At 59.0% G+C, this 21983-nt stretch carries 26 protein-coding genes; 15 read left to right on the top strand and 11 right to left on the bottom strand.

Annotation, left to right across the window (positions count from 1 at the left end; all coding sequences use genetic code 11):
• The first annotated feature begins 272 nt into the window (after window positions 1-272).
• Window positions 273-581: a class I SAM-dependent methyltransferase gene (locus tag Q7C20_RS17185; protein WP_375068961.1), complete on the top strand. Its 309-nt coding sequence runs from the start codon at window positions 273-275 to the stop codon at window positions 579-581.
• Window positions 582-598: 17 nt separating this feature from the next.
• Here Q7C20_RS17185 and Q7C20_RS17180 read toward each other — a convergent pair whose 3' ends face one another.
• A complete protein-coding gene (locus tag Q7C20_RS17180) occupies window positions 599-2344 on the bottom strand; it encodes a Gldg family protein (protein ID WP_375068960.1) in 1746 nt (581 codons plus the stop codon).
• Window positions 2345-2414: 70 nt separating this feature from the next.
• On the opposite strand from Q7C20_RS17180, the gene Q7C20_RS17175 reads away from it, so the two are divergent.
• A complete protein-coding gene (locus tag Q7C20_RS17175) occupies window positions 2415-2528 on the top strand; it encodes an alpha-amylase/4-alpha-glucanotransferase domain-containing protein (RefSeq protein ID WP_375068959.1) in 114 nt (37 codons plus the stop codon).
• Window positions 2529-3081: 553 nt separating this feature from the next.
• On the opposite strand, the gene Q7C20_RS17170 is transcribed toward Q7C20_RS17175, so the two are convergent.
• On the bottom strand, window positions 3082-4008 hold the full coding sequence (locus Q7C20_RS17170; RefSeq protein ID WP_375068957.1) for an ABC transporter ATP-binding protein: 927 nt from the start codon (window positions 4006-4008) through the stop codon (window positions 3082-3084).
• Window positions 4009-4247: 239 nt separating this feature from the next.
• Here Q7C20_RS17170 and Q7C20_RS17165 point away from each other — a divergent pair, with 239 nt between their 5' ends.
• Together Q7C20_RS17165 and greB are read left to right on the top strand one after the other, a co-directional pair.
• On the top strand, window positions 4248-5252 hold the full coding sequence (locus Q7C20_RS17165) for a hypothetical protein (RefSeq protein WP_375068955.1): 1005 nt from the start codon (window positions 4248-4250) through the stop codon (window positions 5250-5252).
• Between the two features lie 125 nt (window positions 5253-5377).
• Window positions 5378-5851, top strand: coding sequence for a transcription elongation factor GreB (gene greB / locus Q7C20_RS17160; protein ID WP_348056351.1), 474 nt, complete (start codon window positions 5378-5380; stop codon window positions 5849-5851).
• 45 nt (window positions 5852-5896) lie between these two features.
• On the opposite strand, the gene Q7C20_RS17155 is transcribed toward greB, so the two are convergent.
• Both Q7C20_RS17155 and Q7C20_RS17150 read right to left on the bottom strand, forming a co-directional pair.
• Entirely contained in the window at window positions 5897-8407 is a 2511-nt protein-coding gene (locus Q7C20_RS17155; RefSeq protein WP_375068953.1) for an ABC transporter permease, read from the bottom strand.
• Window positions 8407-9090 carry an ABC transporter ATP-binding protein gene (locus tag Q7C20_RS17150; RefSeq protein ID WP_005786391.1) on the bottom strand — a complete coding sequence of 228 codons (684 nt, stop codon included), beginning with the start codon at window positions 9088-9090 and terminating at the stop codon, window positions 8407-8409. The genes Q7C20_RS17155 and Q7C20_RS17150 overlap by 1 nt, the downstream gene beginning before the upstream one ends.
• Window positions 9091-9100: 10 nt before the next feature.
• Here Q7C20_RS17150 and Q7C20_RS17145 point away from each other — a divergent pair, with 10 nt between their 5' ends.
• The 3 genes from Q7C20_RS17145 to Q7C20_RS17135 all read left to right on the top strand — a co-directional run bounded on the left by Q7C20_RS17145 (window position 9101) and on the right by Q7C20_RS17135 (window position 11113).
• Window positions 9101-9706 carry an arylesterase gene (locus Q7C20_RS17145; RefSeq protein WP_375068950.1) on the top strand — a complete coding sequence of 202 codons (606 nt, stop codon included), beginning with the start codon at window positions 9101-9103 and terminating at the stop codon, window positions 9704-9706.
• A 58-nt stretch (window positions 9707-9764) separates the two neighbouring features.
• Entirely contained in the window at window positions 9765-10058 is a 294-nt protein-coding gene (locus Q7C20_RS17140; protein WP_003189866.1) for a hypothetical protein, read from the top strand.
• 83 nt (window positions 10059-10141) lie between these two features.
• Complete coding sequence (locus Q7C20_RS17135) at window positions 10142-11113, top strand: L,D-transpeptidase family protein (RefSeq protein ID WP_375068948.1); 972 nt, start codon at window positions 10142-10144, stop codon at window positions 11111-11113.
• Window positions 11114-11235: 122 nt separating this feature from the next.
• Here Q7C20_RS17135 and oprI read toward each other — a convergent pair whose 3' ends face one another.
• A complete protein-coding gene (gene oprI / locus Q7C20_RS17130; RefSeq protein WP_003172710.1) occupies window positions 11236-11487 on the bottom strand; it encodes an outer membrane lipoprotei OprI in 252 nt (83 codons plus the stop codon).
• Between the two features lie 612 nt (window positions 11488-12099).
• Here oprI and Q7C20_RS17125 point away from each other — a divergent pair.
• Window positions 12100-12381 carry a GNAT family N-acetyltransferase gene (locus Q7C20_RS17125; protein ID WP_003233387.1) on the top strand — a complete coding sequence of 94 codons (282 nt, stop codon included), beginning with the start codon at window positions 12100-12102 and terminating at the stop codon, window positions 12379-12381.
• 58 nt (window positions 12382-12439) lie between these two features.
• Here the strand turns inward: Q7C20_RS17125 and Q7C20_RS17120 are convergent, their stop codons facing one another.
• Window positions 12440-13516 (bottom strand): 3-deoxy-7-phosphoheptulonate synthase, encoded by a 1077-nt coding sequence (locus tag Q7C20_RS17120; protein WP_060753323.1) that lies wholly within the window; start codon window positions 13514-13516, stop codon window positions 12440-12442.
• A 131-nt stretch (window positions 13517-13647) separates the two neighbouring features.
• Entirely contained in the window at window positions 13648-14082 is a 435-nt protein-coding gene (locus Q7C20_RS17115) for a PilZ domain-containing protein (protein ID WP_375068941.1), read from the bottom strand.
• Here Q7C20_RS17115 and Q7C20_RS17110 point away from each other — a divergent pair.
• The 5 genes from Q7C20_RS17110 to cysB all read left to right on the top strand — a co-directional run bounded on the left by Q7C20_RS17110 (window position 14081) and on the right by cysB (window position 18016).
• A complete protein-coding gene (locus Q7C20_RS17110) occupies window positions 14081-14467 on the top strand; it encodes a thioredoxin (protein ID WP_375068939.1) in 387 nt (128 codons plus the stop codon). The two genes, Q7C20_RS17115 and Q7C20_RS17110, sit on opposite strands and share 2 nt — an antisense overlap.
• On the top strand, window positions 14464-15426 hold the full coding sequence (locus Q7C20_RS17105) for a putative 2-dehydropantoate 2-reductase (protein ID WP_375068937.1): 963 nt from the start codon (window positions 14464-14466) through the stop codon (window positions 15424-15426). The genes Q7C20_RS17110 and Q7C20_RS17105 overlap by 4 nt, the downstream gene beginning before the upstream one ends.
• A gap of 27 nt (window positions 15427-15453) precedes the next feature.
• On the top strand, window positions 15454-16371 hold the full coding sequence (locus Q7C20_RS17100; protein ID WP_348056366.1) for a 5'-nucleotidase: 918 nt from the start codon (window positions 15454-15456) through the stop codon (window positions 16369-16371).
• Between the two features lie 66 nt (window positions 16372-16437).
• Complete coding sequence (locus Q7C20_RS17095) at window positions 16438-16944, top strand: universal stress protein (protein WP_375068934.1); 507 nt, start codon at window positions 16438-16440, stop codon at window positions 16942-16944.
• 97 nt (window positions 16945-17041) lie between these two features.
• Window positions 17042-18016 (top strand): HTH-type transcriptional regulator CysB, encoded by a 975-nt coding sequence (cysB, locus tag Q7C20_RS17090; RefSeq protein WP_348056370.1) that lies wholly within the window; start codon window positions 17042-17044, stop codon window positions 18014-18016.
• Window positions 18017-18148: 132 nt separating this feature from the next.
• Here cysB and Q7C20_RS17085 read toward each other — a convergent pair whose 3' ends face one another.
• Both Q7C20_RS17085 and Q7C20_RS17080 read right to left on the bottom strand, forming a co-directional pair.
• A complete protein-coding gene (locus Q7C20_RS17085; protein WP_375068932.1) occupies window positions 18149-18631 on the bottom strand; it encodes a GreA/GreB family elongation factor in 483 nt (160 codons plus the stop codon).
• 5 nt (window positions 18632-18636) lie between these two features.
• Entirely contained in the window at window positions 18637-19005 is a 369-nt protein-coding gene (locus Q7C20_RS17080; protein WP_375068930.1) for a hypothetical protein, read from the bottom strand.
• 132 nt (window positions 19006-19137) lie between these two features.
• Between Q7C20_RS17080 and earP the strand changes: the two genes are divergently transcribed.
• Window positions 19138-20271: an elongation factor P maturation arginine rhamnosyltransferase EarP gene (earP, locus tag Q7C20_RS17075; protein WP_375068928.1), complete on the top strand. Its 1134-nt coding sequence runs from the start codon at window positions 19138-19140 to the stop codon at window positions 20269-20271.
• A 49-nt stretch (window positions 20272-20320) separates the two neighbouring features.
• Complete coding sequence (locus tag Q7C20_RS17070; protein WP_028615646.1) at window positions 20321-20893, top strand: elongation factor P; 573 nt, start codon at window positions 20321-20323, stop codon at window positions 20891-20893.
• 67 nt (window positions 20894-20960) lie between these two features.
• On the opposite strand, the gene Q7C20_RS17065 is transcribed toward Q7C20_RS17070, so the two are convergent.
• On the bottom strand, window positions 20961-21380 hold the full coding sequence (locus Q7C20_RS17065) for an organic hydroperoxide resistance protein (protein WP_348056378.1): 420 nt from the start codon (window positions 21378-21380) through the stop codon (window positions 20961-20963).
• Between the two features lie 142 nt (window positions 21381-21522).
• Window positions 21523-21975, bottom strand: a complete 453-nt coding sequence (locus tag Q7C20_RS17060) for a MarR family winged helix-turn-helix transcriptional regulator (RefSeq protein ID WP_375068925.1) — start codon at window positions 21973-21975, stop codon at window positions 21523-21525.
• Between the last annotated feature and the right edge of the window lie 8 nt (window positions 21976-21983).

Raw genomic sequence — 21983 nt, 5'->3', positions numbered from 1 at the left:
GCCTCTCGCGAAAGCCTGACGCCAGACCTGAAAAGGCCCGCCATGAGCGGGCCTTTTCGTTGATCGGGATTCTTGACACGGCCCCATTGGCTTCTCTAGGATGCTTCCCATGCGCCGATTTAAACAGCTAATTGCGGGGCGCCACTGGGACTCAATGCAGCCCGACAGAAACATGCACTCCTCGAGGAGGCAGGTTTCGAAATTCCGCTAAAGCGCTGGTTCGGTGTTGCCTCTCACCTGCCCGCAGACTTTTGAGGCAGAGACACGACACGATGAATGCACCAAGCCCCCTCATACGCCTGGCCCCGATTACTGCGGACCTGACTCAACGCAATCCGAAAATTCTCTTGGGCGGCAAGCACCAGCCGACGCTGTTGCGTTACCTGGACGGCTGGCCGCGTCGCTCCGGGCGGCCTTCGGCGTTTCTGATCCAGTTTGTTGAAGATGGCGACTCCCTGGCGCGCTTTGCCAGCGGCAGCTTTGACCTGGCGGTTATCCAGGCGCCAAGTGCCAGCGAGGCCAGCGAAGTGATTCGCCAACTGACGCGCATTGCCCGACAAGGGCTGATTGCACGGCGTTGATCGCCGCCCCTGAAAGATCAGTGAAAAGCGACGCCTGCTGCTGATCGACGCCTGCGTTGGTGCAGAAACAGCGCCAACGCGATCAGGCATAACAGCAACGGCACCGGCACAATCATGAGCAACGTCAGGTTTCGCTGGGTGCGATGCGTCTGAGCGTAGGCCTCGACCTTGAGCGCGTGTAACTCCATGGGCAGTCGCAGGCGTTCTTTGTTGAGTGCCTGCAACTGGGTATTGGTGTCCACCGCTTGTGAGCCGAAACCGCTGTTCTGCGAACGGGTCTCTTGCCACGCCTGTTCTGTTCGTTCAAGCCGTCGTTCCAGCTCACGCGCTTTTTGCGTGTAGGCGAGCGTGGCGGCCTCGCGCAGTTGCTCCAGCGGGTTCAGCGACTGGCTTGGGGTGGGACGGGGTCGGATGCTCGCAAGCACCTCGGAGGAGGCCAGGTTATCCAATGTGTTCAACACAAACAGCGCGTTAGTGTTCGGAGCCGACTGGGTTACATCATCGGCGAGCAGGTCTGTGTCGGCGACAACCACCATTTGAATGTGTGCGGCTTTTTGCAAGCCGGGCGGCTGTCCTTGGATGCCGTCGGGGAATGCGGAGTAGGCAGGTCCTTCGATGCGAGCGGCCACCGTGTAGTGTTGAGCAGGTGTGGAGGTTTGCGTGAAGAGCGAATCAAGCGCGGTTGCCGGTGAAAACTGCGTGTCATCCAACAGGGCAGATTGCCTTGAACTCTGAAGCAATGGCGTGAGCGTGATGCGGCTTTTCTTGACGCGTCCCAGTGCGCCACTGCTCGACAGGATCACCGAACTCAGTTTCCAGGTGCTGATATCGTTGGTCGTCATGGCCTGGCGTGGCAGGTTTAACCTGCCCGGATGCACGACAGGGGGCCCACCTGCGCCAAGGGTGGCGGCTGAGGCATAAAGGTTGTCGATAAGCAGTTTATCGGCTGGCATCTGTATGCCCCATGCGGAGAGCAAGCCATCCAGCGGCGAATCTGCTTTCGCGGTGCTGACGTCCATCTCGCTCAGCGGGTCGATAAATATCATCAGCTTGCCGCCCCTCAGCACAAACTGTTCAATCGCATAAAGCGTTGGCGCGGGCAGTGCACGCGGGTGCACGACCATCAAGGTCGCCATCGAAGGCGGCACCTCTTTGAGAGTTGATGCCAGTTCAACAAGGTTGAAATGCTCGCGCAGTTGCTCCAGCACATCGCCTGCGGATTCATCCAATACCAGCCCGGACAGCAAGCCGACCGTGGCAGGTTCAGGGTGAATCAACTTGTAGATCAGGTGGCTTATTTCATATTCAAGCAAGGGTTCATCGTCTGGGCTAAAGGCGTCGATACGTTGCGCGCCCTGGCCCGCACGGGTGCCGATGAGACCCAGGAACCCTTGGGTGTCGTCGAGGCCGAACAAGCCGGCTTTATAGGCGTCTTCTGAATAGGGTGCGGGATCGATAAGGTGCAGGTTTATCATGCCCCTTGCGGCTTTTTCATACTCCTTGAGCAAGTCTTCCACTCGGTCGCCATAGCGCTTCAACGCCGTGCTTTTTGATGGATCGTTGCTGGCGTTGAAGTAATACAAATCCAGCGGACTTTCGAGCGTGGTGAGGAGTTGCCGCGCCTGGGGTGACAAGGTGTGTATTTTTTGCTTTGAAAAGTCCCAGCGCACATCGGGGACGTTAGTTATCCAGACCAGATTGAATGCCAGAAAGAGTAGCGATATGACAATAAGTGTCATCCCCGTACGAAGAGCAGATCGCATAAGTTGATCTCCTTATCAACGCACTTTGTAGTTGAGGGTAACAATCGTCGCTGAAAGAAAAGCAACGATCATGCTGACGAAGTACAGGCTGTCACGCAGCGTCAGCTTGCCATTATCGACTGTGTCAAAGCGAGAAATGGGGTTCAGCGAAATAATGCAATCTATCACCCAGACCGGCGCCTGATGCTCCAGCGCGTCGAGGGTAGAGGACAAAGCGCTGACGCTCAGCAATAACCCCAGCGTCAACACGAAAATAACGACACGTTGGCGCGTCAGTGCGCAAACAAAACAACCGACCGATAAGTAACTTCCTGCCAATAACAGGCTGGCCAGGAATTGTGAAGCGATCACGCTATTGTCGGCGCTGCCGAAGTAATTGGCGACGAGCACTATTGGAAACGTCAGCGACAGTGCAAGGCAACACACAAGCCATGCCGCCAGAAATTTCCCGATCACCTGTTCCGACGCGGTGAGCGGCAGCGTTCTCATCGTATTGCGGAAGCCGGCGTTGTGCTCGTCCGACCACAGTTGCGTCGACAGCGTTGGAATCAGCAGCAAATACAGCCAGGGATGTAGTTGGAAAAACACCTGTAAGTCGCTGCTGCCGCGTTCCATCCATTGGCTGTTGTACAACCCGAGCGCGGCACACAGCAACAGGAATGCGGTAACGCTCAGATAGGTGCCTGGCGCACAAAAATAGCTGGCGAGTTGACGCCTGAAAATGACCGGCAGCAGTTTCAAAGGGGTACCTTTTGGCTCAAGTGATGAACGACTTCGTTCAGGCGACCTGGCTCCAGACTCAGTGAAGTTATGGCCCAGCCGCGGCTGGCGATGAGTGCACTTACATGGGGAAAGATCGTGTGCCCGGGCATGGCGAGTACGGTTACGGTGCCGGGCGCATGACGGTCTTCCTCAATGCCGGCGACACCGGGTAATACTGCAAGCGCCAGTAAATCCACTGGCGTCTCGGTGGCCAGGGTGACGGAACGGTAGTGCCGTGAGTGGCGTTGCAAGTCGGGCAGTGGCGTGTCCGCCACCAACTGGCCGCTGGCGAGAACCAGTGCACGGGTGCAGAGAGTGGACAGTTCGTTGCAATGGCGGGAGGCAATGATCACCGTCATTTCTGTGAGCAACGACTGAATCATTGTCTTGAACTTGAGCAGTTGATCAGGCGACAACCCCTCTGTCGGCTCGTCCAGCAACAGCAGGCTGGGGGAGTGCAGGATTGCCTGGGCGATGGCTACCTTGCGCCGGGTTTTGACAGAAATCACGTCCATGGGCGCATCGAGCACAGGCAGTAATTCCAGGCGTGTGGCTGCCCGCTCTACCCGGTTGCGTTTCTCGGCCCCGCTGAAACCCCGAATGGCGGCAATGAAGTTGAGTACGCCTTTGACCGACATCCGATCATGGCTGAGGCCGCCCTGGAGTTGATAACCGAGCATGTGTTGTGTTTGAAGAGGGTGGGTCTGGGAATTGAATCCCCCGAGGGTGATCTGCCCGCCGGTGGGCTTTGCCAAACCGGCGATCAAGTTCAGCAGGGTTGTTTTACCCGCGCCACTTTCTCCGAACAAACCAATACATTCCTGGCGCCCGGCACCAAACGAAACGTCATTGATGACAGGTCTCTTATTCAGCTGTTTAGTCAGGCCGCTTATCTCGAGCATTTTTTTACCGAATAAATTAGGCAGTGCGTAGGAAAAGTGCTCGCGGTGACCGGTTGAGCCTTAAAAAGCCTACGTTTAATAGTTGCTCTTGGGAACGACGGGGCGCGTTTAACAGAAAAGTCCTACGTCAAATCGGATTACTTGCTGAAACAATTGCGGTGTTTCGAGACTTATAAATAGTCAGATGTTTATCTGGCGCTTATGTAAGGTTTGCTCTTTTGTAATGAGGCCTGATTACCATGATGCTTCTACGTACTCTTGTTCTGGAACGCGACGGGCAAGATGCACCGGTCAACGGTGCGTTGCTCTGCGGTTTTGCTGTCGCTCAGACCGACTCCAACTTTCTCGTTTACAGCCTGGATGAAGAGACCGAGCCCGGTAACTCCAGGGTCTATATCGCTGCGCTGCGTAAAAAACTCGACCGGTACTTTCTGGGAGGTGTTGAATCCAAGGAAGACTTGCAAGTGGCCATGCAGGTTTTTAAACAAATTCTGATGGCGGCAGCGGCCTCGGGCACCAAGACAAGTGCCGCGCTTGACACCTCGGTGGCTTACCATTTTATTGATCTGAAAGGTTGCAAGTTGCCGCCGGCCAGGCCCGAGGATCATCACTCGATGATCATCAAGAAAGCACTGGTCATGAAGGTGATTACCCTGGGTATGTCGGCTCCCACATTGCCGGCAATCGAGAGCGCTTCGTTGATCGTGCCGTCCATTCGTTTCTCTTCGCAAATGGTCTCGCCGCCCAGAATCAGGAGCCAGCCTGAGCCCGCTCAGCCGCCTGTGCAGGTACCTGTCAGTGAGGTGCTGCTGGAAACGGCGCATACCGCAGTTGAAGTGTCGCCGGTTGAATCCAGTGCGCCGCCTGTTCAGGTGGTTGAGCGCAGTGAGCCGGTGCTGGCCAGACCCTCTGCCCAGATGGAACAGGCTTCGTTGGTCGAAGTTGACAGCACCCTCACCAGCCTTGCCAGGGTTGCGCAGGAACTGACGCAACAGAAACGCGCGGTCATTGAGCGTGAGGAGATGCTGGAACAATGGCAGGCTCGACTGGAGCAGGCGCAACACGAACTGGATGAAAAGGGGCGTGAGGTGGAGCAGCGCGTCTCCAGGCTTCAGAGCGAGCAAGTGGAGGTGAGCCAGAAAGCCGAGAAAACCGCGCTGGCGATGTCGCAGTTAGCCGGAATGCGCGAGCGTTTGCGCGGTGCGCTGCTGGAGTTGGATCAGGCGTTGGAGGGGCAGGCTTGAATCGAGGTGTTATCCGATCTGGCTACTTTTGCCGGTTCATTTATCATCAACCCCTGCCCGCCGACGCCAAGGCATGATGCCCTGGCGTTTCGGCACCATTGGACACTGCCTGGGGATGCGAGCGTTTGAGTACCAAGCTGATTACCAAAGAAGGTCATGAGGCGCTGAAAAAGGAGCTGGATTACCTGTGGCGTGAAAAGCGCCCGGATACCACGCGCAAAGTGACCTGGGCGGCCTCGTTGGGGGATCGCAGCGAAAACGCGGACTACCAGTACAACAAGAAATTGCTGCGTGAGATCGACCGGCGGGTGCGCTACCTGCGCAAACGCCTGGAAGACATGCGCGTGGTGGAGTACATGCCCGAGCAGGAGGGCAAGGTCTTTTTTGGCGCCTGGGTCGATATTGAAAATGAGCGGGGCGAGACCAAACGGTTTCGCATTGTGGGGTACGACGAGATTTACGATCGGATGGATTACATCTCCATCGACTCGCCCATGGCACGGGCGCTGCTGCGCAAGGAAGTCGACGATGAAGCCATGGTCCAGACGCCGAGCGGAGAAGTGTGCTGGTGGATCACCGGTATCGAGTATGAAAAGTAGAGGCTGATGGCCCGCTCCCTGATGAAGGGGCGGGCCATTTGCTTTTCAGCCTTCGCGCAACACCGTCAGCGGGCTGGCATTCAAGGCGCGGCGCGTCCCGAATACTCCGGCACCGCCGATCAGCACGGCACCGATCACCGGCAGTAACAGCAGCCACGGGTGAGGGTGCCACGCCAGGTCAAATGCGTAGCGGTACAGTACCCATGTCACCAGTTCCGAGCCGAGTGCCGCCAGCAGGCCACTGACGGCGCCCAGCAAGCCGAACTCAATACGCCGGGCCTTGACCAGTAACTTGCGCTCGGCGCCCAATGCGCGCAGCAGCGCGCCCTGGCGAATGCGCTCATCAAGGGTGGCCTGTAAGCCGGAAAACAGCACGGCCATCCCCGCCGCCAGCACAAACAGCAGTACATACTCCACCGCCAGCGTCACTTGGGCGAGAATGCTGCGCAACTGCTCCAGCAAGGCCTCGACCTGCAGGATAGTAACCGCCGGGAAGGCGCGGGACAGGTCGACAATCTGCTGGTCGTGCCCGGGTGCCAGGTAGAAGCTGGTCAGGTAGGTCGCTGGCAGATCCTTCAAGGTGCCGGGCTGGAAGATCATGAAAAAGTTGGGCTGGAAGTTATCCCAGTTGATCGTCCGCAGGCTGGTCACCCGCGCTTCACGGTTTTCCCCGCCAATGGTGAACACCAGGTGGTCATTGAGTTTGAGCTTCAGGCTTGCGGCAACCTTGGCTTCAACCGAGACCCCAGGCACCTCATCGGTCGGTTGCTGCGACCACCAGGAACCTGCGGTCAGCACGTTGCCCGGTGGCAGGTCGGCGGCCCAGGTCAGGCTCAAGTCGCGTTGTACGGCGCGGTCGCCGCTGGAATCCTTGCTGACGATTTCCTGTACGGGGGCGCCATTGATACTGATCAATCGACCCGGAACCACCGGGTACAACGGCGCCGCTTGTGCTTGCACTTCCAGCAGCCGGGCACCAAACGCATCTTTGTCGGCGGGCAGGATATTCAGTGCGAAATAGTTCGGGGCATCCTTGGGCAGCTGGTTTTGCCAAGTGTCGAGCAGCTCGCCACGCAGCAAGGCGATCAAGCCCATCGACAACAGGATCAAGCCAAACGCCAGTGACTGGCCAGCCGCAGCCAACGGGTGGCGCAGCAATTGGCCCAGGCCCAGGCGCCAGGGCAGGGAGGCACGCGCCAACAAACGCCGCAGGCTTTGCAGCAACAACAGCAGCAAGCCGCCGAGGATCAGCGCAGCCACCACGCCGCCGCCCAGTAAGGCGAAGGTCAGCACCAAATCGAGGCTCAGGCGCCACATGATCAGGCCGAGGGCGAACAGTGCAGCGCCGTAGACCATCCAGGTGCTGGAAGGGATAGGCAGCAAGTCCCGACGCAATACCCGCAAGGGCGGTACGCGACCCAGCGCCGCCAGCGGAGGCAGGGCGAAGCCGGCGAGAGCGACCAGGCCGGTGCCGATGCCGGCAACCGCCGGCAGCAGCCCGCCGGGTGGCACATCCGCTGGCAAAAGGTCATGCAGGAAATAGAACAGGCCAAACTGTGCCAGCCAGCCGAGTATGGCGCCGGCCAGGCTTGCCAACAGGCCCAGCACGCTTAGTTGCAGGCTGAACAGCAGCATGGTTTCTCGGCGTGACAGACCCAGGCAGCGTAGCAATGCGCTGGCATCAAAGCGTCGGCTGGCAAAGCGGTTTGCCGACAGCGCCACGGCCACGCCCGCCAGCAATACGGCGACGAGGCTGGCCATGTTCAAGTAGCGCTCGGCCTTGCCCAATGCGCCACCGATTTGCTGGTTGCCATCGCGCGAATCCTGCAAGCGCTGGTTGGCGGCGAGGCCCGGCTTGACCAGGTCGCGATAGGTCTGCAGCACCGTCGTGCCTTGGGGCGCGCGCCACAGTTCGCGATAGCTCACGCGGCTGCCGGGCTGGACCACGCCGGTGGCGTCCAGGTCTGCCAGGCTGATCATCACCCGTGGCGTCAGGCTGTAGAAGTTGCCGGCACGGTCGGGTTCGTAGGTCAGGATACGCGCCAAGCGCAGGGTCTTCATGCCGACATCGATGCTGTCGCCGACTTTCAGGTTCAGCGCCGGCAACAGCCGCGCCTCCACCCAGGCCTCGCCGGGCTTGGGGCCGCCGCCTGTGGTTTCAGGGCCGAACGGCTGCGCAGCGCTTTTCAGCTCGCCACGCAGCGGGTACTGCTCATTCACCGCCTTGATGCTGGAAAGCTGAATGCCGTTATCCGTGGCGATGACGCTGGAAAACTCAACGATACGTGCGTGATCCAGGCCCAGTTCCGTGCCGGATTTGATTTGCTCGGGGCGGGCCGGTGAGCTGCCTTCCAGCACCAGGTCTGCGCCCAGAAACTCGGTGGCTCGCAACAGCATGGCGCCATTAAGGCGCGCGCCGAAGTACCCGATCGCGGTGCTGGCCGCCACGGCCACCACCAGGGCGAAAAACAACACGCGCAATTCACCCGCGCGGGCATCGCGCAGCAATTGGCGCATGGCAAGGCTGAACAGACGCAACAGCGGCAAACGTGCCATCAAGGCTCCAGGGGCGCGACCATCAGGCCGGCTTCAAGGCGGATCAGGCGTCGGCAACGATGGGCCAGGCGCTCGTCGTGGGTGACGAGTACCAAGGTCGTGCCGCTTTCTTTATTGAGTTCGAACAGCAGGTCGCTGATGCGCTCGCCGGTGTGGCTGTCGAGGTTGCCGGTGGGTTCATCGGCAAACAGCACGTCTGGCTCGGCGGCGAATGCCCGGGCAATGGCGACACGTTGCTGCTCGCCACCGGACAGCTGGCGTGGCGAGTGGGTGAGGCGTTGCCCCAGGCCAACGCGCTCCAGCAGGTGTCTGGCGCGTTCGCGGGCGTCTTTGCGGCCGTCCAGCTCCAGCGGCAGCATCACGTTTTCGAGCGCGTTGAGGCTGTCGAGCAGTTGGAAAGACTGGAACACAAAACCCACGTGCTCGGCGCGGATGCGCGCGCGTTGGTCTTCGTCAAGCGTACTCAGTGCCTGCCCGGCAAGGGTGACTTCGCCGCTGCTGGGCAGGTCGAGGCCGGCGAGCAGGCCGAGGAGGGTGGATTTACCGGAACCGGAGCTGCCGACGATGGCCAGGCTATCGCCCTTGTTCAGTTCCAGGCTCAGTTCGTGCAGGATAGTCAGTTCACCTTCCGCGCTGGGAACCACTTTGCTAAGGTTTCGCGCGGTGAGAATGCTTGCGCCCATGGAGAATCCAATGCGAATGTGGTTTTTGAGTGCTGGCCTGGCCTTGATGTGCATGGCCCAGAACGCAGCGGCGGGTACAGTCCTGATCGTTGGCGATAGTATCAGTGCCGGTTTCGGCCTGGATACCAGCAAAGGGTGGGTAGCCCTGCTGGAACAACGGCTCAAGAAGGAAGGTTTCGACGATAAAGTCGTCAATGCCTCCATCAGTGGCGACACCAGTGCCGGAGGCCTGGCGCGGCTGCCGGCGGCGCTTGCAGAGCATAAGCCGGATGTGGTGATCCTTGAGTTGGGTGGCAACGATGGCCTGCGCGGCCAGCCTCCGGCGCAATTGCAACAAAATCTTGCTTCGATGATTGATCAGTCCAAAGCGGGCGGTGCGAAGGTGTTGCTGTTGGGTATGCAGTTGCCACCCAATTACGGCCCACGCTACACCACCGCGTTCGCTGAAGTTTATGGTGAGTTGGCCAAAGAGAAAAACATCCCGCTGGTGCCGTTTTTCCTCGAAGGCATCGGTGGTCATCCGGAACTGATGCAGGCCGACCAACTTCACCCGGCAGTCGGTGCCCAGGGCAAGTTGCTGGAAAATGTCTGGCCGACGCTAAAACCGCTGCTATGACGCTTCTCTCGGGACGGGCTTTCGGCTAAGGTGGCGCCCCCCCGATTTGGAGCCCCCGATGTCGCGTCCTGCCTGGTCCCTGTTTAACTACCAACTGATCGAGCCGGACGAGCAGTTGGATCTGTTCGCCTGCCAGGAAGTCAGGGTGCATCTGGTGGCGCGTCAGCTGGAATTGGGTGGCTCAATCGATCGCACGCTGTGCGGCACGTTATTGCCGGCGCAACCGCGCTGGTCATCGGTCAATCGTTCGATCTTCCAGGACCAGCGACTCTGCCCGTTGTGTCGGGCGATTCTGGAATCGCAAAAGCGCGGTACACCGCCGATCTGGCCAGAGCTGCGCTTCGAGCTGTAACGGCGGGCGGCTTGATGCTTGAGGCGCGCTTCACGTATACAATCAGTTTTTTCCTACCCGTCGTTCTGCGAAGGATTTTCCGGATGTTGTCGCGCCTTTCCGTCGTTACCTGCTGCCTGTCTCTCGCTGCCCTCTGCGCGGCCGGTTCGGCAGCAGCCTTGCAGTTGCCTTTGCCACCACCCGGTGAAGACATCGTCGGTCAGGTCCAGGTGATCAAGGCCAAGTACGAAGACACCTTCGCTGACTTGGGCACCACCTATGATCTGGGCTATTCGGAAATGGTCGCGGCCAACCCTGGCGTCGATGCCTGGTTGCCCGGCGCCGGCACCGAGATTGTGCTGCCCACGCGGTTCATTCTGCCGCCTGGCCCACGCGAAGGCATCGTGATCAACCTCGCGGAATACCGGCTCTACTACTATCCGAAGGGGCAAAACGTCGTCTACACCTTCCCGCTGGGGATTGGCCGCGAGGGCTGGGGCTCGCCGGTTGCGCACACCACCATTACCGGCAAGATTCCCAACCCGACCTGGACGCCACCGGCGTCTATCAAGGCTGAACACGCCGCCAATGGTGACCCGCTGCCCAACGTGGTACCGGCAGGTCCGGATAATCCGCTCGGGCCTTTCAAGTTCACCCTGGGTACGCCGGGTTACCTGATTCACGGTTCCAACATGAAATTTGGTATCGGCACGCGTACAAGCCACGGCTGCTTCCGCATGTTCAACAACAATGTGCTGGAAATGGCCGACATGGTGCCGGTGGGAACGTCGGTGCGCATCATCAGTGATCCCTACAAATTCGGCACCAGTGGCGGCAAGGTCTACCTTGAAGCGCATACGCCGCTCAATGACGACGGCACGCCGTCGGTGGTCGACAAGCACACGGCAGTCATCAACGCCTTGCTCAAGCGTGAAGACCTGGCGAATAACCTGCGGGTGAATTGGGACCAGGTGCGTGACGTCGTGGCGGCTGAAGATGGCCTGCCTACCGAAATTGGCGTACCGGGCGGTAACGCACCCGTGGCGTCGAGCACGCCGGTCGATTTGCAGCAGTAAGCCTGCCTATTCAGAAGCCCGCTCCGGCGGGCTTTTTATTGCCCGGGATTCAGCGCCGAATCGCAGGCAATAAAAAAGCCGATCCAAAAATGGATCGGCTTGATAACAACCCCGAGGGATTATTACTTGCGGCTTGCTTTTTCAAGCATGCGCAGAGCGCGCTCGTTAGCTTCGTCAGCAGTCTGTTGTGCTTTTTGAGCAGCAGCCAGAGCTTCATCAGCTTTACGGTAGGCTTCGTCTGCACGAGCCTGGGAGCGAGCTGCTGCGTCTTCAGTTGCAGTCAGACGAGCTTCGGTTTCTTTGGAGACGCTGCTGCAACCGGTAGCCAGAACTGCGGCCAGAGCCAGAGCAGAGAATTTCAGAACGTTGTTCATCGTGTTCCCCTTCAAGGACTTTCTATTAAATGGCTACTTTCTCAGAGTGAGCTGATAGCCGGCGTACATACTACTCATTACTTGTAGTAAGTAAACTGACGTAGCGCAAGAAGCAAAAAAAATTCATGCGACGATTCTATTTTGGCTAATCTTTTGGTGGTTTGTATAAAAACTGCGCAGAAAATTACATTTTTCAGGGAACTGGATCGACGCTGAAAGGTCCGGCCCGCATGTGTTAGGCCAAGAAGGCGAGTGAAATCTTATATAGCGTCGATGACACTTTCGTAACGCTCGCCTTTACCAGTCCCGGCATCTTTTGCGCATGTAGAGGTGACTTTAAGAGCGGCAGTTCGTCTCAAGCTTCAACTGCCGGCAATGTTCAGGCTATTGATCGCAGGTTGATCGAAGCCCTTTGTGTAACCGCCAGCGGCAGGGGATGACGAGTGCGCCTTGAGCTATTGCGGCATTGGTGCTTACTATCCCCTACGTGCTGGTCGTGAGCGCTTTGGGTTTTCTCGTCGTCGAAACTGGCACGGGGTGGCGTAGATGTTCCTTCGCCGGAAAAACATCGGTAAGGTAGGGGTCGAAATTAAAGACCCGCGAGGAGTAGTGATGAGCGAGGCGTTGTCCATCCACCATGACCAGGCAGGTCATCAGTTCGAGACCAATGTGGACGGTCATCGTGCCTACCTGACCTACATGGACCTCGGGAAGCAGACCCTGGATATCTATCGCACCTTCGTGCCCAACGCACTGCGCGGCCGTGGCATTGCTGCAGCGTTGACTGAAGAAGCCTTGAAGTTCGCTGAAGAGTCCGGCTACACCGTAATCCCGTCGTGCTCTTACGTAGAGCGCTACATGGAGCGTCACCAGCGCCATGCCGCAAAGCTGTAAACCTTCTGCACAATTAAAAACGCCGGGCTAAGCCCGGCGTTTTTGTGTGTGCACGATTTCAGGTGCGTTTGCGTTTCGGCAATACGTCCTTGAGCTTGGCGTGCATGCTGCGCAGCGTGGTCTCGGTGGCAGACCAGTCAATGCAGGCATCGGTGATCGACACGCCGTATTGCAGGTCGGCCAGATCCTTTGGAATCGCCTGGCAACCCCAGTTCAGATGGCTTTCGACCATCAAGCCGATAATCGACTGGTTGCCCTCGAGAATCTGGTTGGCGACGTTTTCCATCACCAGCGGCTGCAGCGCCGGGTCCTTGTTGGAGTTGGCATGGCTGCAGTCGACCATGATGTTTGGCTTGATCTTCGCCTTGTTCAGCGCCTGTTCGCACAGCGCAACGCTGACCGAATCGTAGTTGGGCTTGCCGTTGCCGCCGCGCAATACCACGTGACCGTAGGCGTTGCCCTTGGTGGTGACGATGGACACGCCACCTTCCTGGTTGATACCCAGGAAGCGGTGCGGGCTCGACACCGATTGCAGTGCGTTGATGGCAACCGTCAGGCCGCCATCGGTGCCGTTTTTGAAGCCCACGGCCGAAGACAGGCCGGACGCCATTTCACGGTGAGTCTGGGATTCGGTGGTGCGCGCGCCGATGGCCGACCAGCTGATCAAATCCTGCAGGTACTGCGGCGAGATCGGGTCGAGGGCTTCGGTGGCCGTCGGCAGGCCCATTTCGGCCAGGTCCAGCAGCAACTGACGACCGATGTGCAAGCCGTCCTGAATCTTGAATGAGTCGTCCAGGTACGGGTCGTTGATCAAGCCTTTCCAGCCGACAGTGGTACGCGGCTTCTCGAAATAGACGCGCATCACCAGGTACAAGGTGTCGGACACTTCGGCCGCCAGCACCTTGAGGCGCTCGGCGTATTCGTGAGCAGCCTTGAGGTCGTGGATCGAGCAAGGGCCGATCACTACGAAGAGGCGGTGGTCGGTGCCGTCGAGAATGTCGCGGATGACTTCGCGGCCCTTGGTGACGGTCTGCAAGGCAGCGTCGCTCAGGGGGATTTCGCGTTTGAGCTGATCGGGCGTGATCAGGGTCTCGTTGGATTCGACGTTAAGGTCGTTGATCGGTAAATCAGCCATCGTGTTACTCGTCAGGGTCACGGGTGCCGGCCGCCAGCCATCCCCGTGCGGCGGAGCACAGCATGATTTGGATGCAGGGGGGAGGAACCTTAGCGCGTAACACGGGCCCGCGACAATGGGCAAAGCCGGGTTTAATCCAGCACTGGCTGCGCAAAAGTCTCTCGGGCGAACTCGCCGGCATGGCGCGAGATCCACTCGCGGGCCAATGTGTCGAGTTGCGCAGGTGTTGGCTCGGCGTTTTCGTGCAAGCGGCAGTAGCGTTCGATCTGGCACACTTGCTCGCCCATTCGCGCGCCAAACAAGGCGTGTTCATCGGTGAACGAGATACCGATGCGATAGCCATTTTCCACCTTGCGAGACCAGGCCACATAGCCCGGATACCGGGCGCTGGCGCCCAGTGACGGGATGCGCAAATCCACGGCAGTGCCCTGGCGCCAGGCGCGCGGGCAATTGCAGGCGACGCCGCCCAGGCCGATAGTGTGCAGGCGTTGGCGGGGAATGGCGGGAGCGGGACGTTGGATTAACTCGACAGCGACATCATCAGGGTGAGGTAAAAAACGACCCATGTACACGGACTCCGAGCACCGTCCAATTGACGGCGGTGGCAGCAGTATAGTGAAGGAACAGGAATTGACCGACCTGGATATTGACCAGCAATTGCTGGGATTGCCAGGTATTTCGCTCGTGGTGTTTACAGGCGCAGGTTGTTCCAGTTGCCGCTGGGCGCGCCAGCAATTGCCCGGCTGGCGTTTGCCGGTGGACCGCGTGTGCTGGGTGGATGCCGGCGACAATGGCGGTGCGGTCGAGCGCTACCAGATCTTTCATTTGCCCGCGTTGTTCGTGGTGTGCGAGGGTGAATTCTTCGGGCAACTACAGACACGTCTCACACTTGCCGACCTGACCGACGCCGTGAATCAAGCACTTACCCGCATCCCGGAGGATTTACCATGACCGCAGTTGCACCCACGTCGCCACGCATTGGCATTATCGGCACCGGTGCCATCGGTGGGTTCTACGGCCTGATGCTGGCGCGTGCCGGGTTTGATGTGCATTTTCTGTTGCGCAGTGAATACGCGGCGGTCAGCGAGCACGGCCTGCACCTCAACAGTACGCTGCATGGCAAGTTGCACCTGCACCCGGTGCAGGCCTACGCCCGCGCCGCCGATATGCCGCCGTGCGACTGGTTGCTGATCGGCACCAAATCCACCGGAAACCTGGACCTTGCACCCACGATCGCCCAGGTCGCAGCGCCGGACGCCAGAGTGGTGTTGCTGCAAAACGGCCTCGACGTCGAAGACAGCCTGCGCGAACACCTGCCGCCGTCGCTGCACTTGCTGGGTGGCCTGTGCTACATCGGCGTGCACCGCTCTGCGCCGGGTGTCGTCGAGCATCAGGCACTTGGCCGGGTCAACCTGGGCTATCACAGTGGCAGCGCGGCCAACGATGAAACCCGCCAGAAAGCCATCGTCGAAGAGGGCGCCGCGCTGTTTCATACAGCCGGTATCGAATCCCAGGCGATGGCCAATGTGCACCAGGCGCGCTGGCACAAACTGGTGTGGAACGTGCCGTACAACGGTCTTTCCGTGTTGCTCGGCAGCGGCACCACGGCGATGATGGCCGATGAGTCGAGTCGCGAATTGATCCAGGCGTTGATGGCCGAAGTGGTGAAGGCCGCTCACGCCTGCGGTCATGAGATTCCCGCAAGCTACGCTGAGCAGATGTTCGCCATGACCGAAACCATGGACGACTACCTGCCCAGCATGTACCACGACCATGTGCACAAACGCCCGCTGGAACTGGAGGCGATTTACGCCCGGCCACTCGCGGCTGCCAAAGCGGCGGGTTGCGAATTGCCACGTATGCAGGCGCTGTATCAGGCCTTGAGCTTTATTGATCGGCACACGCGTTGATGTGTGCGCTGACCCGGGGGAAATAGCATGGCAAAGGGACTGGGAGACAAACTGGTGCTGGCGATTTCATCGCGAGCACTGTTCGACCTGAGCGACAGCCACAAGGTTTACCTGGCCGAAGGGGTTGAGGCGTACCGCAAATATCAGATCGAGCACGAGGAAGAAACCCTCGAACCCGGCGATGCGTTTCCGTTGGTGAAGAAACTCCTCAGCCTCAACGCCAGCCTGGGCCGTGCGCGGGTTGAGGTGGTGCTGGTGTCACGCAACAGCGCCGACACCGGCCTTCGGGTGTTCAATTCGATCCAGCATTACGGCCTGGATATTTCCCGCGCGGCCTTCGTCGGCGGGCGCAGTCCCTATCCTTATCTGGCCGCGTTTGGTTGCCACCTGTTTCTATCGACTCACGCTGAAGATGTGCGCAGCGCACTGGATGCCGGCTTTGCAGCGGCGACGATTTTGTCGGGCGGGGCGCGGCGGGCGTCGAGTGACGAACTGCGCATCGCCTTCGACGGCGATGCCGTGCTGTTTTCCGACGAGTCGGAGCGTGTCTATCAGGCGGGCGGCCTCGAAGCATTTTTGACCAACGAACGGGAATCGGCACGCGAGCCTTTGCACGGCGGCCCGTTCAAAGGGTTCCTGGCGGCACTCAACTTGTTGCAGCGCGAGTTCGCCGATGAGGCCTGCCCGATTCGCACGGCCTTGGTCACTGCGCGCTCGGCGCCGTCCCACGAGCGGGTGATACGTACCCTGCGTGAATGGGATATCCGCCTGGACGAGTCTCTATTTCTGGGGGGCCTGGATAAATCCGCGTTTCTGGAAGCGTTTGCCGCCGATGTGTTTTTCGATGACCAGGCGGGACATTGTGAGAGAGCCAACGAGGTGGTCGCCACCGGGCATGTGCCCCATGGCATCAGCAATGAGTTGAAGATCCAGGCCGAGCCCTGAGTCGAACTTTGCGAGGCGCTGCTAAGCTCACTCAATCTCCGCCATCCTGGCCGTCCAGGAGGTTTTATGATTGGTTCGATGCTGTACGCCACGGACCTTGGTCTGTACGCGCCTTATGTGATGCACCATGCGCTGGCACTGGCCCGAACGTTTAAAGCAGATTTGTATGTGGTTCACGTGGTCGAGCCAATCGGGCTGTTCGCCGAATCGGTGTTGCACAGCTACCTTGATGAGAAGGCCTTGAGTGAGTGGCAAAGCCAGGGGCTGACCAGGGTGATGGCCACGATCGAGCAGCGGGTGCTGGACAGTTTTCGCGAGGAATTGGGGGACGGGGAGCAGGACTTGCAGTTGATTCGCTCGGTGCGGGTGATCCAGGGGGACCCGTGCGAGGTGATTCTCGACCAACTGCGCAAACTTTCCGTCGACCTGTTGATCGTAGGGAGTCATAGCCATGCAACCGCAGCGGCCACTCCGCTCGGACGCACCGCTGCACGGGTGTTGCAACTGTCCACGGTGCCGGTTTATCTGGTGCCCTCTTTACAGCGGCGACGCAGCAGTGATGGTGATCGGTAAAAAACGATAAAAAGTTCTAGATTTATGCGCCTTACCTTTAATATAGTTATATACCGTCGCTGATACCCGTGGCGTCTATCCGCTTTGAGGGACACATATGAAGCTTCAACAACTGCGCTACATCTGGGAAGTGGCGCACCACGACCTCAACGTTTCCGCTACCGCTCAAAGCCTCTACACCTCGCAACCCGGTATCAGCAAGCAGATCCGCCTGCTCGAAGACGAGTTGGGCGTTGAAGTATTCGCCCGCAGCGGCAAACACCTGACCCGCGTCACTCCGGCCGGTGAGCGCATCATCACCACCGCCGGCGAGATCCTGCGTAAAGTTGAAAGCATCAAGCAGATTGCCCAGGAATTCTCCAACGAGAAGAAAGGTACCCTGTCCATCGCCACCACGCACACCCAGGCACGTTATGCATTGCCGCCGGTAATCCGCGACTTCATCAAACAGTACCCTGACGTGGCGTTGCACATGCACCAGGGTTCGCCGATGCAGATCGCCGAAATGGCCGCTGACGGCACCGTCGATTTCGCCATTGCCACCGAAGCCCTGGAGCTGTTCGGCGACCTGGTGATGATGCCGTGCTACCGCTGGAACCGTTGCGTGGTCGTGCCGCAAGGTCACCCACTGGCCAAGCTGCCGAAGCTGACCCTTGAAGCTCTGGCTGAATACCCGATTGTGACCTACGTGTTCGGTTTCACCGGCCGTTCCAAGCTCGACGAAGCGTTCAGTCACCGGGGCCTGACGCCGAAGGTGGTGTTCACCGCAGCCGACGCCGACGTGATCAAGACTTACGTGCGCCTGGGCCTGGGCGTGGGCATCGTCGCCAAGATGGCGGTCGACACCAACCTCGACAAAGACCTGGTCGTGCTCGACGCCAGCGAGCTGTTCGAGTCCAGCGTAACCAAGATCGGTTTCCGTCGCGGCACGTTCCTGCGTGGCTTCATGTGCGACTTCATCGAGAAATTCGCGCCGCACCTGACCCGCGAAATCATGGCCAAGGCGATTCAGTGCCACAACAAACAGGAACTGGAAGAACTGTTCGACGGTGTGGAACTGCCCGTTCACTAATACCGTACGCGTTTATGTGGCGAGGGAGCTTGCTCCCGCTGGGCTGCGAAGCGGCCCCAAAAAACTTGCGGGCGCTGCGCACCCGAGCGGGAGCAAGCTCCCTCGCCACAAAAGCCCTTCTTCTGCAGTGGGCTACTTAGCCTCGGTAACCGTAAAGTGTTGCCGAGCGCCGGCCACCAGAATTTCCACCTCATCCCCCTCAAACTTCCCCAGCAGGCTTTTGCCCAACGGCGAGCGTGGGGTAATAACGGTCACCGGTTGCCCGACCACATCGATCTTCAAACCCGCGGCATCCGGCGCGAGAAACAGCCACTGCTCGCGACCGTTCTCGTCCTCCAGGCCCAGTAGCGTGCCCACCTCAATGCCGCGCTGATCATCGTAGGCCCCAAGCTGCAGGTTCTGGCACAGCGCCAGCGACTGCTTGATCTCCTCGACGCGCTTGGCTTGCCCGGCCGCCAGATAAGAAGCCTCCAGCCCCAACGTGTCGTATTTGTTTTCCGCGATGTTTTCTTCGTGGGTCGCGGTTTCGTAGGCGGTCTGTGCAGCGCGCTGGGCGATGTCGAGGTCGACGCTGAGCTTCTCCAGCACACGCTGGTGAACGGTGTGTTTATTCATGGTCATCAATCGCAGAATTGCAGGACATTGGCCCGGGTTTTTTCATTGGGCGCGTTCTGGTCCTGTTGCAGCCAGAACTGGCATTTGGGGTTGGACAGGTTGCGCGCGTTGTTGCGCGCCTGATCCAGGCTTTGCTGTTGCTCCTGCTTGCGCAGGTTTTCCTGATACTGCTCGAACATACGGTTCGGTGGCTCCGGCGCAACGACGGCGGGCTTGCCCAATTGCTGAACGGCCTGCGCCACGGGGGCCAGGCTCTGCGGGAACAAATAGCGCGAGGCCAGCCAGGTGGTCAGCGCGATGGCGATAAACCCGAGCCAGATGCTAAGCGCGATGGCTAAACACAATTTGAAAAGCGACAGCGGACGGTCAGACATGGCGGCCTCCTGGCAGGCATTTGCGGCGTGGCGACGATTGTCGCACAGCCACTGTGCAGAATAATCGCGATCAAGCCTTCTGCATCGGCGCATTTATGCGGACAATCGAGCCTTTGAGCGTTGGAGCCCGGAATGAAAGCCCGCTGGGATATTTTTTGCAGCGTCGTCGATAACTTCGGCGACATCGGCGTGACCTGGCGCCTGGCCCGGCAACTGGTGGTGGAGCAGGGGTGCGACGTGCGTTTGTGGGTCGATGATCTGCGGGCGTTCGAGCGTATGTGCCCCGAGATCGACGTGAGGCTGAGCCAGCAATGGCAAGAGGGCGTCGAAGTTCGTCACTGGCCGGCCGAGTGGCCTCACACACCGTCCGCCGACGTGGTAATCGCCGCGTTTGCCTGCCAGTTGCCGCCCGCCTATATGGAAGCCATGGCCGCGTGTGAACGCACGCCGTTGTGGATGAACCTGGACTACCTCAGCGCTGAAGACTGGGTAATCGGTTGCCATCGCCTGCCGTCGGTGAAGTTCAAGGGCGTGCAGAAGTACTTCTTTTTTCCGGGCTTTCGTGCAGGCACCGGCGGTTTATTGCGTGAGGCGGGTCTGTTGGAGGCGCGTCAGGCATTTCAGCAAAACGCCGAGGCTCAGCAACAATTCCTGCAAACCCTGGGCGTTTTTCCTGCAGCGGGTGCGCGGCTGATGTCGTTGTTTGCCTATGAAAACGCGAGTCTTGGCAGTTGGCTGGACGTGATGGCGACGGACGGGCGTGCCACTCATCTGCTGGTGCCGGAAGGGCGCATCCTCGGCGACGTGCAGCGCTGGCTGGGTGTGGAAGGGCTGGTGGCGGGGGACATCCATCAACGTGACGCGCTGACCGTGCAGGTCATTGCGTTCGTGCGCCAGGAGCAATATGACCGCCTGCTGTGGTGCTGCGACTTCAATGCCGTACGCGGCGAAGACTCGTTCGTGCGTGCCCAATGGGCTGGGCGACCGTTGTTATGGCATATCTATCGCCAGGACGAAGACATCCACCTGGACAAGCTCGATGCATTCCTGGCGCTGTACACCGCCGCGTTATCCCCGGCTGCACGGGTGGCCCTGATGGCGTTCTGGCAAGCCTGGAACACGGATGGCGATATGGCACAACCGTGGAAAATGCTCTTGGAACACTGGCCTGAGGTCAGTCAGCACGCCGAATCGTGGTGTCTGGAACAAGGCTTGCAGGCCGATCTTGCGACGGCGCTGGTACAGTTTTATGAAAGTTGGATATGATACGCCACCTTGATTTTTGTAAATCCCATCCAAATTTCGGATATATGCAATGAAAACTGGTAAAGAACTGAAACCCGGTACAGTGATCCGTCTTGAAAACGACCCTTGGCTGGTTCAGAAAGCCGAGTTCACCAAGTCTGGTCGTAACAGCGCAATCATGAAGACCAAGCTGAAGAACCTGCTGACCGGTTACAAGACCGAGATCGTTTACAGCGCCGACGACAAACTGGACGACGTGATCCTCGACCGCAAGGAAGCGACCCTGTCCTTCATCAGCGGCGACACCTACACGTTCATGGACACCACCGACTACACCATGTACGAGCTGAACGCTGAAGATATCGAAGCCGTTCTGCCGTTCATCGAAGAAGGCATGGAAGACGTCTGCGAAGCTATTTTCTTCGAAGAGCGCCTGGTTTCCGTAGAGCTGCCGACCACCATCGTGCGTAAGGTTGCCTACACCGAAGGTTCCGCTCGCGGTGACACTTCGGGCAAGGTGATGAAGCCTGCCAAACTGGCTAACGGTACCGAGCTGCAAGTTGCTGATTTCATCGAAATCGACGACCTGATCGAGATCGACACCCGCGAAGGTGGTTCGTACAAAGGTCGCGCCAAGAAGTAATTCTGGCCAAACCGTACGAATGAAAAAGCCCGACCATGAGTCGGGCTTTTTTGTGGGCGTCGATTAATCAGACGGTCACGTGCAGGCGCACATCAACGTTGCCACGGGTGGCGTTGGAGTACGGGCAGACCTGGTGAGCGGCGTCGACCAGGCTTTGTGCGTCGTCCTGGGTCAGGCCTGGCAGGCTGATGTTCAGGTCGATGTCCAGACCGAAACCGCCGGGGATTTGACCGATGCCAACGTGGGCAGTGATCGAAGCGTCATCCGGGATTTTGCGTTGGGTCTGGCTGGCGACAAATTTCAGTGCGCCGATGAAGCACGCCGAGTAGCCGGCGGCGAACAGTTGTTCCGGGTTAGTGGCCTGGCCACCGGCGCCGCCCAGTTCTTTGGGGGTGGAGAGTTTGACATCGAGGATATTGTCGCTGGAAACAGCACGACCATCACGGCCGCCGGTGGCGGTGGCTACTGCGGTATAGAGAGTTTGCATGGCATTTTCCTCAGGGTTATAAGCGCTAAATGTTTGCGCGCTAAGTAGTTGGTGAGGCAAATATATAGCGCTAATGTTTAGCGCGCAAGATAAATTTAAAGATTATTTTTTCGAGTGGATTTTGTGTGGCCGGATTATCGCGTCAGAGGCTGGACTGCAAATTGGCGCGGAGCGCGATCAGGTCGCCTTGCAGCTTGCGCAGCTGTTCCAGCTCAAGGCCGCTGGCGCCGAGGATGCATTGCGGAATACCCATCGCCTTGTCCTGCAATGCTCGGCCAGCTGCGGTGAGTTCCACCACCACCACGCGTTCGTCTTCACGGCTGCGAGTACGGCTAAGCAGGCCTTCTACTTCCAGGCGCTTGAGCAGAGGCGTAAGCGAGCCCGGATCCGTCAGCAAGCGGCTGCTGATTTCTCCGACCGTCAAACCATCCTCTTCCCACAGCACCATCATGGCCAGGTACTGCGGGTAGGTCAGGCCGAGTGCCTGCAAGAGGGGTTTGTAGACCTTGGTCATTAGCAGTGAGGTGGAATGCAGAGCGAAGCACAGCTGGTTGTCCAGCATCAGGGATTCGCACGGGTCAGGGTTTTTACTCATGGCGGTGC

Source organism: Pseudomonas sp. AMR01, assembly GCF_041946035.1.
Taxonomy (GTDB): Bacteria; Pseudomonadota; Gammaproteobacteria; order Pseudomonadales; family Pseudomonadaceae; genus Aquipseudomonas; species Aquipseudomonas antarctica_B.
Note: the sequence above shows the minus strand (reverse complement) of the source record. Positions and strands in the feature narration are given on the sequence as shown.